This is a genomic window from Brevundimonas sp. 1080 (genome assembly GCF_040545985.1).
Lineage (GTDB): Bacteria > Pseudomonadota > Alphaproteobacteria > Caulobacterales > Caulobacteraceae > Brevundimonas.
This window is the reverse complement of the sequence record NZ_JBEPMW010000002.1, coordinates 909,770-922,922: the sequence shown is the minus strand read 5'-3', so window position 1 is coordinate 922,922 and position 13,153 is coordinate 909,770. Positions and strand designations below refer to the sequence as shown.

Here is a 13,153-nt window from a genome sequence, read left to right as displayed (position 1 = left end):
CGATCCCCTCGTCAGCGCCTCTCGACGCCGCGAAGATGACGTGGAACGCGCCAAGGAGCCAGCGCCACCATATCAATTCTCAAATCCAGACGTTGCAGACCCGGCCGATTGCGTCGGATCGCCTCGCCCGCTGCGACCAGTCGATCGTATTGGACCGGCTTCAGCGCCAGGAGGGCCGCCTCCATCGTCGCGCGGCGTTTGACCTCGACGACCGCCAACACCCGACCGCGACAGACCAGCAGATCGATCTCGCCGGCCCGGCTTTTCAGACGGAAGCCGAGAACGCGGTAGCCGCGCAGGATCAGCCAGAAGGCCGCGATCCATTCGGCGGCGTGACCGGACTTGAACGCCGTCCCGCCCTTCGCCTGACGCCACGCCGCCTTGGGGCGACGGACCGGCGCGGGACGAGATAGGCGCTTCACTTGCCCTTCAGCTCCAGCGCCCGGCGATACAGGGTCTTTCGGTTCAGCCCCAGGGCCTTGGCTACCTCGGAGGCGGCGTCGCCGGTGGACAGGGTCTGAAGGGCGTCGATGAGGGCGGCGTCCGCGTCGGCCTCGGTCGCCTGGACCTCTTCGCCGGGGCCGACGACCACGACGATCTCACCCTTGGGACTGTCCAGACGGGGATCGACGGCCAAGTCGTCCAGCGTCCCGCGCACACATTCTTCATAGAGTTTGGTCAGTTCGCGGGCGACAGCGGCGGGTCGCGGGCCCAGCACGGCGGTCATGTCGGTCAAACTGTCCTTCAGACGCGGCCCGCTTTCGAAGAAGACCAGGGTCTGGCGCTGACTCTTCAAGGCTTCCAACGCGGCGGTGCGGCCGGCCGTCTTGGGCGGCAGGAAGCCGGCGAAAAGCACCCGATCGGCCGGCAGGCCGGCGATGCACAGGGCGGCCAACAGACTTGAGGCGCCGGGGATCGGATGGACGGGCAGGCCCTCGGCGATCACCGCCCGGGCGACGACGAAGCCGGGGTCGCTGACCAGGGGCGTGCCGGCGTCCGACACCAAGGCCACCACCTGTCCCTCACGCAACCGTTCGATCGCCTGTTCGGCGGCGCGGCCGGACGCATGATCGTCGCAGCGTTCCAGCCTGGCCTTCAGCCCATAGGCGCTTAGCAGTTTGGCGGTGACGCGGGTGTCCTCGGCCAGCACCAGATCGGCGGCGGCCAGTACGTCCAGCGCCCTCAGCGTCATGTCGCGCAGGTTGCCGATCGGGGTGGCGACCAGATAGAGACCCGGCTCCACCCGCCGGGGCGGCGGGGCGGCGGGGGGAAAGGGCGAGGGTTCGCTCAACGCTCGACCACGGCCGCGGGGGGACGCGGCGCCGAGGTCAGGCCCGAGCCTTGGAAGGCGGGACCGGCGTCATAGGCGGCGAAGGTGGCAGCGGTGATGATCTCGCTGACCGAGGCGCCCAAGCTGACGATCTGCACCGGCTTCTCCAGACCGACCAGCAGCGGACCGATCACGGTCGCGCCGCCCAGGGCCTGAACCAGCTTGGTCGAGATGGCGGCCGAATGGATGGCGGGCATGACCAGGACGTTGGCCGGCTTGGTCAGGCGGTTGAAGGCGTAGGCCGAATGCCCCTTGGGATCCAGCGCGACTTCCGGCGGCATTTCGCCTTCGTATTCGAAATCGACGCCCTTCTTGTCCAGGATGCGGATCGCCTCGCGCACCTTCTCGGCGCGATCGCCGGGCGGGTTGCCGAAGGTGGAATAGGACAGGAAGGCCACGCGCGGATTGCGGCCCAGCTTCCTGACCGTATCGGCCGCCTTGACGGCGATGTCGGCCAACTCTTCGGCGTTCGGCAGTTCGTGAATGGTGGTGTCGGCGACAAACAGGGTGCGGCCCTTGGCCAGCAGGATCGACAGGCCGATCAGGGTGTCGTCCACATCCAGCACGCGCTGGACCTCCTTCAGCGCCATGTTGAAGTTGCGGGTCACGCCCGCGACCATGGCGTCGGCCCGGCCCTTGGCGACCAGGGTGGCGGCGAAATAGTTGCGGTCCTGATTGATCATCCGCTGCACGTCTCGGCGCAGATAGCCCCGGCGCTGCAGCTTTTCGTACAGCCAGTCGGTGTCCTCGACATTGTGGTCGGAGACGCGGGCGTTGGTGATCTCGATGCCCAGCTCGTCGAAGTTCAGACCGGCCTCGGCGGCGTTCTGACGGATCAGATCCTCGCGGCCGACCAGGATCGGCGTGCCCAGGTCGGCCTGCTTGAAGCCCCAGGCGGCACGGATGACGGCGGGTTCTTCGCCCTCGGCGAAGACGACGCGCTTGTTCGGCCCGCCGCGCACGGCCGAGCTGATCTTCTGCATCAGGGCGGCGGACGGATCGACGCGCGAACGCAGCGCGTGGCGATAGGCGTCCATATCCTCGATCTGGACGCGGGCCACGCCGGTGTCCATCGCCGCTTGGGCGATGAAGGGCGGTATGTACCAGATCAGGCGCGGGTCGAAGGGCGTCGGGATGATGTAGTCCGGGCCGAACTTCAGCTTGCGTCCGCGATAGGCGGCGGCGACCTCGTCCGGCACGTCTTCGCGCGCCAGGGCGGCCAGGGCCTGGGCGCAGGCGATCTTCATCTCGTGGTTCACGCGGCGCGCGCGCACGTCCAGCGCGCCGCGGAACAGATAGGGGAAGGCCAGGACGTTGTTGACCTGGTTCACATAGTCCGAGCGGCCCGTGGCGATGATGGCGTCCGAGCGCACCGACTTGACGTCCTCGGGCGTGATCTCGGGGTCGGGGTTGGCCATGGCGAAGATGATCGGATTGGGCGCCATTGAGGCCACCATCTCCTTGGTGATCGCGCCCTTGGCGGACAGGCCCAGCACCACGTCGGCGCCGACCATGGCTTCGGCCAGGGTGCGCAGTGGGGTGTCGGTGGCGTGGGCGGCCTTCCACTGGTCCATGCCGTGGTCGCGACCCTTGTAGACGACGCCGTCGCGGTCGCAGATCACGGTGTTCTCGGCCTTGACGCCCGCGGCCTTCATCAGGGCGATGGAGGACAGGCCCGCCGCTCCTGCGCCGGCCAGCACGACCTTGATCTCGTCCAGCTTCTTGCCCGCGATATGCACGGCGTTGATCAGGCCGGCGGTCGAGATGATGGCGGTGCCGTGCTGGTCGTCATGGAAGACGGGGATGTCCAGCAGATCCTGAAGCTCGCTTTCGATGACGAAGCATTCGGGGGACTTGATGTCCTCCAGATTGATGCCGCCCCAGGTGTCGCCGATGTTCTTGACGACGGTGATGAACTCGTCCGGATCGGTGGTCTTCACCTCGACGTCGAAGCTGTCGACGTCGGCGAACCGTTTGAACAGGACCGACTTGCCCTCCATTACCGGCTTGGAGGCCATGTGACCCAGGTTGCCCAAGCCCAGGATCGCGGTGCCGTTCGAGATGACGGCGACCAGGTTGCCCTTGGAGGTGTAGTCGTAGGCCTTGTCCGCATCGGCGGCGATGGCCAGGACCGGCACGGCCACGCCCGGCGAATAGGCCAAAGACAGATCGCGCTGGGTCGCCATCGGCTTGGTCGGCGCCATGGAAATCTTGCCCGGCGTCGGGATGCGGTGGAAGTCCAGCGCTTCGTCGTCGGAGAAGGTTTGCTTTTCGGTCTGATCGGGCATCGGTCGTCCAGGGCGTCGGCGTGGCTGTAACCGTTCGTGTCCTAGAGGCTGGGACGGGCCGCGCCAACCCTTGACGCGGAGGAAGCCTGCGCAATCGGCCCGGAGCCTTACCTGCGCGTCAGCGTCAACGCCGTCAGATCGACAGCATGCCCGTCCGTTCGATCTCGACCGGCCCGGTCATCAGGACGTGATCGGTTTCCGCATTCCAGTCGATGAGCAGTTCGCCGCCATCGACGACCACCGTCGCCTTGCGTTCGGTCAGGCCACGCCGCGCAGTGGCGACCAGGGCGGCGCAGGCGCCGGTGCCGCAGGCCTTGGTCAGGCCGGCGCCCCGCTCCCAGACCCGCAGGCGGATGTGGTCCCGGTCCAGCACGTTTGCGAAGCCGACATTGACCCCTTGCGGGAACAGCGGGTGATGCTCGACCAGCGAGCCGGATCCGGTGACGAAGCCGTCGTCCTGGCGGTCGGTGAAGAAGACCACATGCGGATTGCCCATGGAGACGGCGCCGGGCGTGTGCAGAAGTGGCGCGTCGATCGGGCCGACCTGAAGCTCGATCCCGCGTGTGTCCATTTCTTCGGCCAGCGGCACCTGGGTCCAATCCAGGCGAGGCTTGCCCATGTCCACGGTCACGCGATGGTCACCGGCGCGGGTGGCGGTGGTCGGGCCGCCCGCCGTGTCGATCACCACGCGGTCCAAGGCGTTGGCCTGCATCAACAGCCAGCCGACGCAGCGCAGGGCGTTGCCGCAGGTCTCCACCATCGATCCATCGGCGTTCCACACCCGCATGAAGGCGTCGGCCGTGTCTGACGGTTCAATGGCGATCAACTGATCGAAGCCCTCGCCAGTCTGGCGGTCGCCCAGCGCACGAATCTGGTCCTCGCTGGGAGCGAACGGCTGTTCCAGCGCATTGACGACGACGAAGTCATTGCCGGCGCCGTTCATCTTGACGAAAGGACGGGTCATGCAGGCCATATAGGCCCAACCCAGCGTCGCGGAAACCAGCGTGTCCCAGACCGAAACCGACCCCAAGGACAACGGCCTGCGACTGCGCGCCCGGCTGCGATACCTGTATCACGGCAGTCAACCGCCGGCGGTGCGGTTCCGGTTGATGGTCATCGTCATCGATCTGGCGATCATCGGCTTTTTCCTTGCGGCGCCCATCCTGAAGAACATGGGCTGGGCCTTTTATGCGCTGGACTATTTCATCGCCGCCATCCTGGCCCTGGACCTGGCTGCGCGGGCCTATGCCTATGCGAACATCAAGGACTGGCTGAAGCGGCCGATCGTCTGGGTCGACCTTTTCGTGCTGGCGACCCTGCTGTTTCCGGCCTGGCTGTTCAATCTCGGCTTCCTGCGGATGTTGCGGCTGTGGACCCTGCTGAACTCGGACTTCTTCTGGCGCACCGTGGGGGCGCGGTTCGACGATACGCGGGTTGAAGGGATCGCGCGGGCCCTGGCCAATCTGATCACCTTCGTCTTCGTGGCGACCGGCTTCGTCTATGCGACCTTCAGGGGGCATGACGGCATCGCCGGCTATGTGGATGCGCTGTATTTCACAGTGGCCACCCTGACGACGACCGGATTTGGCGACGTCACCCTGCCGGGGCCGTGGGGGCGGTTGTTGTCCATCGCCGTCATGCTTGTCGGCATCACCCTGTTCCTGCGCCTCGCCCAGGCCCTGATCCGACCGCACAAGGTGCACTTTCCGTGCGATCGCTGCGGCCTGCAGAACCACGACCCCGACGCCGTTCACTGCAAGGCGTGCGGCAAGCTGCTCTGCATTCCAGACGAGGGATGAGGCGGCGCGTCCCGCCGGTGTGACAAAACGGTAAGGTCGCACGGCTTGCCGCACGGGAAGGCGTCGTTAAGGTGCCGGCTTCGTTTTCGGGGACCTGTCCATGATCCGTGCTTCCGCCGTCGCGCTTGCCACGCTTCTCGCCTCCACCAGCCTGACCTCGGTATCCATGGCCCAGACCCCAGCCTCCTCACCCGCTCCGGCCTCCGGCGGTTTCGCGACCAGCGATGCTACCGACCCCTATCTGTGGCTCGAAGAGGTCGAGGGCGAGCGGGCGATGGAGTGGGTGAAGGCCCACAACGAACGCACCTTCGCCGTCCTGCAAGGCGATCCCCGCTACGAAACCCTGCATCAGCAGGCGCTGGAGATCGTCCAGGCCCAGGACCGCATCCCGTCGCCTGGCTTCACCCACGACGGCCATATCGACAACTTCTGGCAGGACGCCCAGCATGTGCGCGGGCTGTGGCGTCGCACGACGCTGGACAGCTATCGCACCGCCACGCCCGAGTGGCAGACCATCCTCGACATCGACGCCCTGGCGGCGGCCGAGGGCCAGAACTGGGTCTACAAGGGCTCGACCTGCCTGCAGCCTGAAGAGCGCTACTGCCTGATCAGCCTGTCGAACGGCGGCAAGGACGCGGTGACCCTGCGCGAGTTCGACACGGTCGAGCGCAAGTTCGTCGACGGCGGCATCACCCTGCCGGAATCCAAGGGCGGCGCATCCTGGATCGACAAGGACACCCTGCTGATCTCGCGCGACTTCGGTCCCGGCACTCTGACTAACTCGGGCTATCCGATGGTGGTCAAGCGGATGAAGCGCGGCCAGACTCCGGACCAGGCCGAGACCCTGTTCACCGGCCAGCCGACCGACGTTTCGGTGTCCGGCTATACGCTGCGCGACGCCGACGGGGTGGTGAAGGCGACGCTGATCAACCGTTCGGTGGACTTCTATTCGTCCGAGACCTGGCGCCTGGGCGACGACGGCGCCCTGACGCAGCTTCAGCTGCCGGCCAAGTCCGACATCACCGGTCTGGTCCAGGGCCAGCTTCTGGTGTCGCTGAAACAGGACTGGACCGCGCCGTCGGGTCAGGATTTCAAGACCGGCGACCTGATCGCCTGGCCGCTGGAGGCCTGGCTCGCCGATCAGTCGACCCCGGCTCAGCTGGTGCTGCGTCCGAGCGAGCGTCAGGCCATCGAGGGCGTTAACGTCACGCGCAACAGGCTGGTCGTGGCCTTGTATGATAATGTGCGCGGCTCGGTGCGGGTCTATACCCACGGTCAGGGCGAATGGGCGCATACGACGCTGGACCTGCCCCAGAACGTCTCGGTCGGCGTCGGTTCGGCTTCGGAGAAGGACGACAAGGTCTTTGTCAGCGTCACCGGCTATCTAAACCCCTCCAGCCTGTGGCTGGCGGATGCGGCGACCGGCGCGGTCGATCAGGTCAAGTCGATGCCGGCCAAGTTCGACGCCGCCGGCATGACGGTCGATCAGCACGAGGCCCGCTCGGCCGACGGGACCATGATCCCCTATTTCGTGGTGCATAAAGCGGACATGCCGCTGGACGGCTCCAACCCCACGCTACTGTACGGCTACGGCGGATTCGAAAGCTCGCTGCTGCCCGGCTATTCGGCGACGGTCGGCAAGCTGTGGCTGGAGCGGGGCGGCGTTTACGTCATCGCCAATACGCGCGGCGGCGGCGAGTTCGGACCTCGCTGGCACGAGGCGGCCCTGCAACAGAACCGCCAGCGCGCGCATGAGGACTTCCAGGCCGTGGCCTTGGATCTGATCGCCCGCGACATCACCAGCCAGCCCAAGCTGGGCATCATGGGCGGCTCGCAGGGCGGGCTGTTCATGGGGGCGATGCTGACCCAGCGACCCGACCTGATCAACGCCGCCGTCATCCAGGTGCCGCTGTTCGACATGCTGCGCTTCCACAAGTTGCTGGCCGGAGCCTCGTGGATCGGCGAATACGGCAACCCGGACATCCCCGAGCAGCGCGCCTGGATTCAGCAATATTCGCCGTATCAGAACCTGCGCGCGGGCCAGCCCTACCCCGAGGTCTTCATCCATACCTCGACCAAGGACGACCGCGTCCATCCGGGCCATGCCCGCAAGGCGGCGGCGCGTCTGGAAGAGCTGGGCTATCCGGTGCTGTTCTACGAGAACGTCGACGGCGGTCACGCGGCCGGGGCAAATCTGCGTGAAACTGCACGGCGTCTGGCGCTGGAATACACCTATCTGTCGCGCCGCCTGATGGACACGCCGGCCCAGGAATAGCACTCAATCCTCCCCCGTGAGCGCTTGCGAACGGGGGAGGGGGACCACGAAGTGGTGGAGGGGGCGACCTCGCGCACCGTGTCTGGTTCCGCCCCCTCCACCGCCTGACGGCGGTCCCCCTCCCCCGCGACGCGGGGGAGGATCAGATTTGCGGAGTTCAAGCCATGCGTCACCTGATCCTGTCCGCCGCCATCCCGGCCCTTCTGCTGGCCGCCTGCGCGAGCTCGCCGGTCGCAACCGGCGGCGACGGAATGGTGGTCTCGACCAACGACAGGCTGCCGCCCCACTTCCCCCGCGATCTGACCCCGGCGGGCGTTGCGGCGGCGGACGATCATCTGGCGCTAGAGCAGGTGGACGGGGCCGAGGCCATGGCCTTCGTCGCCGAGGAGAAACGCAAGTCTCTCGCCGTCCTGACCGGCGACCCGCGCTACGAAACCTTCCGCGCCGAGGCCCAGGCGATCCTGACGGCGACCGATCGCATCCCCAGCCCGTCCTTCCTGGGCGACGGCATCGGCAACTTTTGGCAGGACGCGACCAATCCCAAGGGCGTCTGGCGTCGCACGACGCTGGCCAGCTACCGGACCGCAACGCCGCAATGGGAGACGCTGCTGGACATCGACGCCCTGTCCAAAGCGGAGGGCAAAGACTGGGTGTTCAAAGGCGCCGACTGCCTGGCGCCGGACGACACCCGCTGCCTGATCAATCTGTCCGACGGCGGCAAGGACGCGGTGGTCGTGCGCGAGATCGACCTGACGACCAAGCGTTTCGTGGACGGCGGGTTCAGCCTGCCCGAAGGCAAGCACCGCATCGAATGGCTGGACCGCGACACGCTTCTGGTCGCCACCGATTTCGGCGCGGGCACCATGACGGAGTCCGGCTATCCCTTCATCGTCAAGACGCTGAAGCGCGGCCAGACCCTGGCCCAGGCGACCGAGGTCTATCGCGGCGAACAGGGCGACGGCGGATACGGCGTGAGCCCCGCCGTCTATCGCGCCAAGGACGGCAAGGTGACGGCCGTCATCATCACCCGTCCGCTGGACACCTTCCGGTCCGAGACATGGCAGTTGGCGCACGACGGCAAGACGACCCAGCTTAGGCTGCCCGCCCGCGTCTCGGTCTATGGCGTCCTGAACGACGCCCTGATCTTCTCGCCGGAAGAGAACTGGAGCCTGACCGGCGGGACGGCGTTCAAGGGCGGCGACCTGCTGTCGATGCCGTTGGAGGTGCTGCAGGCGCGGGCCGACGGCGAGACGGTTGTCAGCAACGCCGCGCCGCTGATCTTCTCGCCTGACGCGCGTCAGGCTGTAGGCGACGTTCGCGTTCTGTCGGATCGCGTGGTCGTTTCCTACACGGACAATGTGCGTGGACGTGCTGGCGTCTTCCGTTCGAACGGCGAGCGCGGCTGGAGCCGTCAGGACATCACGGTCCCCGACAACCTCGCGGTCGGTCTCGGCGACTCGTCCAAATCACGCGGCGAGGTCTTCGTCTCGACCCAGGGCTTCCTCGTTCCGCCAACCCTAAGCCTGGCCGATGCGGGCGCCGCGACCCTGACCACGCTGAAGTCGGCGCCCGCCAAGTTCGACGCGTCGCGCGACGTGACCGAACAGTTCGAGGCGACCTCGACCGACGGGACCAAGATCCCCTATTTCGTCACCCGCCCGCGCGACATGAAGCTGGACGGGTCGAACCCTACCGTCATGCTTGGCTATGGCGGTTTCCAAGTCAGTCTCAACCCGGCCTACAAGCCCGAAATGGGCAAGCTGTGGCTGGAGCGCGGCGGCGTCTTCGTGCAGGCAAACATCCGCGGCGGGGGCGAGTTCGGGCCCGACTGGCACCAGGCGGCGCTGGACGGCGATCGTCAGAAGGCCTTCGACGACTTCGCCGCCGTGGCGCGCGATCTCGAACAGCGCGGGATCACCAGCCCGCGTCGCCTGGGCATCTATGGTCGGTCGAACGGCGGGGTCCTGACCTCGGTGTCGATCACCCAGCACCCCGAACTGTTCAATGCGGCGGTGATCGAGAGCCCGCTGGTGGACATGCTGCGCTATCACGAACTGCCGGCCGGGGCGTCGTGGATCGGCGAATACGGCGACCCGCGCATCCCGGAAGAAGCCGAGTGGATCGCGAAATACTCCGCTTATCAGCAGCTCCGTCCGGGCCAACCCTATCCCCGCGTCTATCTGACCACCAACACGCGCGACGACCGGGTCCACCCCGGCCATGCGCGCAAGTTCGCCGCGCGCCTGGGCGATATGGGGTATGACCACCTCTATTATGAGGACACGGCGGGCGGTCACTCCAACGACGCCGACCCGGTCGCCAACGCCCGTCGCTGGGCCCGCCACTATGTCTATCTGTCGCAACAGCTGATGGATTGAGCGAAACCGAGAGAGCTTCACGCGAATATGAGGCGCTCCGTCGCGGCCCAAGGACTAGAACGACGGCATGAACACCAAGGGCTGGATCATCGCGGGCACGGTCATGGCGGGCGCCCTCATGTCCGTCGCCTCGGCGGCCCAGCCGGCGGCGGGGCGTCCGCCGCTTGCGCCGCGCCATGCGACGGCCAACGGCCCGCCGGTGGTCGTCGAACTGTTCACCGCCCAGGGCTGCGGCGGCTGCATCGAGGCGAATGCGGCGGTGGAGAAGGCAGCGGCCCAGCCGGGCGTCATCGCCCTGACCTATGGCGTCGACTACTGGGATTATCTGGGCTGGACCGACACCTTCGCCCGGCCAGAGTTCGTTCAGCGCCAGCGCGCCTATCGCGCCGCCCTGCGCCAGCGCGGCGTCTCGACACCCCAGGTCGTGATCGACGGCCGACGTCAGGTGTCGGGCGCCCGCAGCGTCGAGCTTGAAACTGCCATCGGTCAGGAGGCGGTGCGTCAGGCCTGGCCGCCCGAGATCGAATTCCGCGAGAACGGAGCCGGCGTCGGCGTCGGTTCCGGCCGCGCGCCGGTCGGCGGCGCCGAGGTGGTGGCGGTGACCTACACGCCCGGCCCTCAGGTGGTCGAGGTCCGTCAGGGCGAGAACCGGGGTCAGGCCGTTCGCCATATGAACGTCGTGCGCGGTGTGACGCGCCTGGGCGAATGGCGCGGCCGCCCGATGCTCTACGCCCTGCCGTCCGCCCGCCCCGGCGAGGCCGTGGCGGTGCTGGTGCAAGGCAAGACGGACAAGCGCATCCTGGGCGCCGCCGTCAGGGACTAGGCGGCAAGACGTTGCCTTTCGTCGCCGAAGGGCATAGGGCGCTGATCGGATTGGGCCCTGTCGCCGTCATCAGGCCCAGGCGATAGGGCAGGTCGATATAGGCCGTGTCCGCCGCATGCGGCTCCAGGCCTTGATAAAGGAATTGAAGCGGCTGGCAGGGATCTAGCGTCAGGGTCTGATCATAGCCGCTGCGAACCAACTCGCCATGCGATACGCCCTGAGACCAGGCCTCTCCATCGAAGACGACGTTGTCCGATCCGGCGAAGGAACGCGATGGACTGCCGGCCAGCAGACGCCAGTCGCCATCTAGGCGGTCGCTGGTCCAGGCGCGGAAATAGCGGCCCTGCGGTCCAATGGCCTCGACCAGGGTCAGGTAGGTGTTCGTGCCGGCCAGTCGATAGTGCATGCTGGCTTCGAAGATGTCGTCTCGCGGCCCTGTCATCATGCGGCGTGTGTCGGAGAAGCCGGCCGGAAATTGCTGGAGCGAGGTTCGCGACCGGAACAGATTTCCATGGTCGTCGGTGTTGAACAGATAGCAGGACACGTCATCGCATATGACCCAGAAATCGAGCCAGGCCTCCTGGCCCGTGGCGGCTTTAATGATGTCCGGGGCCTGATCGAAGAAGGGTTTCGGCCCGCTCCAGGATAGTGGGTCGCCAATCGTCGCGGTCGTCGAATAGACGGGCGGCCCGCTCTGATAGACCATGTACCAGAGCTTCTGCGGCGCGAAGTAGAAAACCTGCGGGGCGGCTCTGTAACCGGGCCCGATACCCGACTGCTTCAGATCGACGATGGGGGCGGTCGATGCCTGCGACCAGTCTGTGAAATGGGTATAGGCCATGTGCCAGCCCTCGGCGCCGACCGAGGTCATGAAGAGATGATACTCGCCATCCACATAGACGATCGTGGGGTCCTTCAGGGCCGAATATCCGTTCCCGTCACCGGCCCTTGGGGCGATGAGTTGGGCCGAAGAGCGCCAGTGGAATCGTGGAGGCGACGCCGCGTCTTCCACGGACTGCGCCGTCGCTGGATTGAACTGGACGACAAACACGCAGGCCAATGCGGCAATGATCGGCCGTGTCCATCGACGGTTGTTCCTTAGCATGATCACTGCCTTAAGCGCTTTGAAACGGAAATCAGACCCGGCCTATCCATAAATGGCGCTGACGTTAAAGACGTCTAGGCTCCCGCCTGCTTCGCAAAGCCCCAGGCCGCATCGCTGAGCGGACCGACTTGGGCGGCCATGGTCTTGGCGTGGGCGCTGGCGGCGGTGCCGTCGCGGACCCGGCCGGCGATGCCCTGACAGATGGCCGCCAAGCGGAACAGATTATAGGCGTAGAGCCAGTCGAGATTGGCGGGCCGCATGCCTGTCGCCGCGGCGTAGCGTTCGACGGTCTCCTCGACGGACGGGATGCCCAGGGCCTCCAGATCGGCGCCGGCGAGGCCGTTGCGCAGCGAAGCCGGAATGGCCCAGGCGATCAGCAGATAGGAGAAGTCGGCCATCGGATCGCCCAAGGTCGATAGCTCCCAATCCAGCACGGCGCGAACCTCTGCTCGGTCCGGCGCCAGGATCATGTTGTCGAGACGAAAGTCGCCGTGGACGATGCGGCTGGGGCCCTCGGCCGGGAGGCTTTCGGGCAGGAAGGCGATCAGCCGGTCCATCGCCGGAACCGGCTCGGTCTCAGACGCATGGTACTGCTTGGTCCAACGGGCGACCTGACGCGCGAAATAGTTGCCGGCCTTGCCGTAGTCGCCCAGGCCGATGGCGGCGGGATCGAAGGCGTGCAGCCGAGCCAGCGTGTCCGTCTGGGCCTCATAGACGGCGCGCCGCTCCATGGGCGTCAGGCCGGGCAGTTTCAAATCCCAGAAGATCCGACCCTCGACCTTGTCCATCACATAGAAGATCGAGCCGATGACCGTCTCGTCCAGGCATAGGGCATGAGGCTTGGCGACGGGGAAGCCTTGCGCGGCCAGAGCCGAGATGATCTGGAACTCGCGATCCACGGCGTGGGCGCTGGGCAGCAGGACGCCGGGCGGTTTGCGACGCAGCACATAGGCGTGCGTGGGCGTCACCAGTTCATAGGTCGGGTTCGACTGGCCGCCTTTGAATTGTCGCACCGTGAGCGGGCCGGCGTATCCCGAGACGTGGGCGCGCATCCAGGCATCCAGCGCCGCCTCGTCCAGGCGATAGCGCGGATCGACCTCGCGCGTGCCGGAAAAGGCGCTTTGGGCGTCCAGCGGGGCGGCGTCGGTCATGCGG

At 66.6% G+C, this 13,153-nt stretch carries 10 protein-coding genes; 4 read left to right on the top strand and 6 right to left on the bottom strand.

Features of this window, described 5'->3' with window-relative positions; all coding sequences use genetic code 11:
- Nucleotides 1-11 precede the first annotated feature (11 nt).
- The 4 genes from ABIC32_RS09860 to dapF form a co-directional block, all read right to left on the bottom strand.
- Nucleotides 12-422 carry a YraN family protein gene (locus ABIC32_RS09860; RefSeq protein WP_199060916.1) on the bottom strand — a complete coding sequence of 137 codons (411 nt, stop codon included), beginning with the start codon at nt 420-422 and terminating at the stop codon, nt 12-14.
- The gene (gene rsmI / locus ABIC32_RS09855) at nt 419-1,291 is read right to left on the bottom strand and encodes a 16S rRNA (cytidine(1402)-2'-O)-methyltransferase (RefSeq protein WP_197458392.1); all 873 of its coding nucleotides are present in this window, start codon (nt 1,289-1,291) and stop codon (nt 419-421) included. The genes ABIC32_RS09860 and rsmI overlap by 4 nt, the downstream gene beginning before the upstream one ends.
- The gene (locus tag ABIC32_RS09850; RefSeq protein WP_066553438.1) at nt 1,288-3,618 is read right to left on the bottom strand and encodes an NADP-dependent malic enzyme; all 2,331 of its coding nucleotides are present in this window, start codon (nt 3,616-3,618) and stop codon (nt 1,288-1,290) included. The genes rsmI and ABIC32_RS09850 overlap by 4 nt, the downstream gene beginning before the upstream one ends.
- 133 nt (nt 3,619-3,751) lie before the next feature.
- Nucleotides 3,752-4,582 (bottom strand): diaminopimelate epimerase, encoded by an 831-nt coding sequence (dapF, locus tag ABIC32_RS09845; protein WP_354074129.1) that lies wholly within the window; start codon nt 4,580-4,582, stop codon nt 3,752-3,754.
- 40 nt (nt 4,583-4,622) lie between these two features.
- Between dapF and ABIC32_RS09840 the strand changes: the two genes are divergently transcribed.
- The 4 genes from ABIC32_RS09840 to ABIC32_RS09825 all read left to right on the top strand — a co-directional run bounded on the left by ABIC32_RS09840 (nt 4,623) and on the right by ABIC32_RS09825 (nt 10,893).
- Nucleotides 4,623-5,417 (top strand): potassium channel family protein, encoded by a 795-nt coding sequence (locus ABIC32_RS09840; protein WP_165114807.1) that lies wholly within the window; start codon nt 4,623-4,625, stop codon nt 5,415-5,417.
- A 100-nt stretch (nt 5,418-5,517) separates the two neighbouring features.
- Nucleotides 5,518-7,692, top strand: coding sequence for a prolyl oligopeptidase family serine peptidase (locus ABIC32_RS09835; protein ID WP_354074031.1), 2,175 nt, complete (start codon nt 5,518-5,520; stop codon nt 7,690-7,692).
- 164 nt (nt 7,693-7,856) lie between these two features.
- Complete coding sequence (locus ABIC32_RS09830) at nt 7,857-10,070, top strand: prolyl oligopeptidase family serine peptidase (protein WP_354074030.1); 2,214 nt, start codon at nt 7,857-7,859, stop codon at nt 10,068-10,070.
- A gap of 67 nt (nt 10,071-10,137) precedes the next feature.
- A complete protein-coding gene (locus tag ABIC32_RS09825) occupies nt 10,138-10,893 on the top strand; it encodes a DUF1223 domain-containing protein (protein ID WP_295188662.1) in 756 nt (251 codons plus the stop codon).
- Here the strand turns inward: ABIC32_RS09825 and ABIC32_RS09820 are convergent.
- Together ABIC32_RS09820 and ABIC32_RS09815 are read right to left on the bottom strand one after the other, a co-directional pair.
- Nucleotides 10,883-11,905 carry a glycoside hydrolase family 62 protein gene (locus ABIC32_RS09820; RefSeq protein WP_354074029.1) on the bottom strand — a complete coding sequence of 341 codons (1,023 nt, stop codon included), beginning with the start codon at nt 11,903-11,905 and terminating at the stop codon, nt 10,883-10,885. The two genes, ABIC32_RS09825 and ABIC32_RS09820, sit on opposite strands and share 11 nt — an antisense overlap.
- Before the next feature lie 167 nt (nt 11,906-12,072).
- Nucleotides 12,073-13,149, bottom strand: coding sequence for a phosphotransferase family protein (locus ABIC32_RS09815; protein WP_354074028.1), 1,077 nt, complete (start codon nt 13,147-13,149; stop codon nt 12,073-12,075).
- Nucleotides 13,150-13,153 lie beyond the last annotated feature (4 nt).

Bases quoted from the DNA above. Each gene is read 5' to 3' on its own strand.
- ABIC32_RS09815 (WP_354074028.1), bottom strand. From the start codon at position 13,149: ATGACCGACGCCGCCCCGCTGGACGCCCAAAGCGCCTTTTCCGGCACG.
- dapF (WP_354074129.1), bottom strand. From the start codon at position 4,582: ATGACCCGTCCTTTCGTCAAGATGAACGGCGCCGGCAATGACTTCGTC.
- ABIC32_RS09835 (WP_354074031.1), top strand. From the start codon at position 5,518: ATGATCCGTGCTTCCGCCGTCGCGCTTGCCACGCTTCTCGCCTCCACC.
- ABIC32_RS09825 (WP_295188662.1), top strand. From the start codon at position 10,138: ATGAACACCAAGGGCTGGATCATCGCGGGCACGGTCATGGCGGGCGCC.
- ABIC32_RS09850 (WP_066553438.1), bottom strand. From the start codon at position 3,618: ATGCCCGATCAGACCGAAAAGCAAACCTTCTCCGACGACGAAGCGCTG.
- ABIC32_RS09830 (WP_354074030.1), top strand. From the start codon at position 7,857: ATGCGTCACCTGATCCTGTCCGCCGCCATCCCGGCCCTTCTGCTGGCC.